General features: G+C 57.7%; 1 protein-coding gene. It reads right to left on the reverse strand.

The window, feature by feature from the left end:
* On the reverse strand, positions 1 to 220 hold a 220-nt coding region (locus K6N12_RS33920; RefSeq protein ID WP_222149201.1), incomplete at both ends, for a hypothetical protein.

Genomic DNA, 220 nt, shown 5'->3' on the forward strand with positions numbered 1-220 from the left:
CCCAGGCGCAGATGATAATGGGCTATCAGGGGATCGATAAGCCGCGTCCTGGCGGCGAGATCCGGATCGTTTCGCTGCAAGTCCTGCATTAGCAGCTCATAATCCGTCTGGATATGCTGGTCGCCCAACCATTCGGTATGGTCGAGCGACAATCCGCTGCGGCCTTCGATCGATGGATCAACCTGCTGCAGCGGCGAAGTTGATCTGAACTCGGCACGTG

It is taken from the genome of Rhizobium redzepovicii, from assembly GCF_019793435.1.
GTDB classification, from domain to species: Bacteria; Pseudomonadota; Alphaproteobacteria; order Rhizobiales; family Rhizobiaceae; genus Rhizobium; species Rhizobium redzepovicii.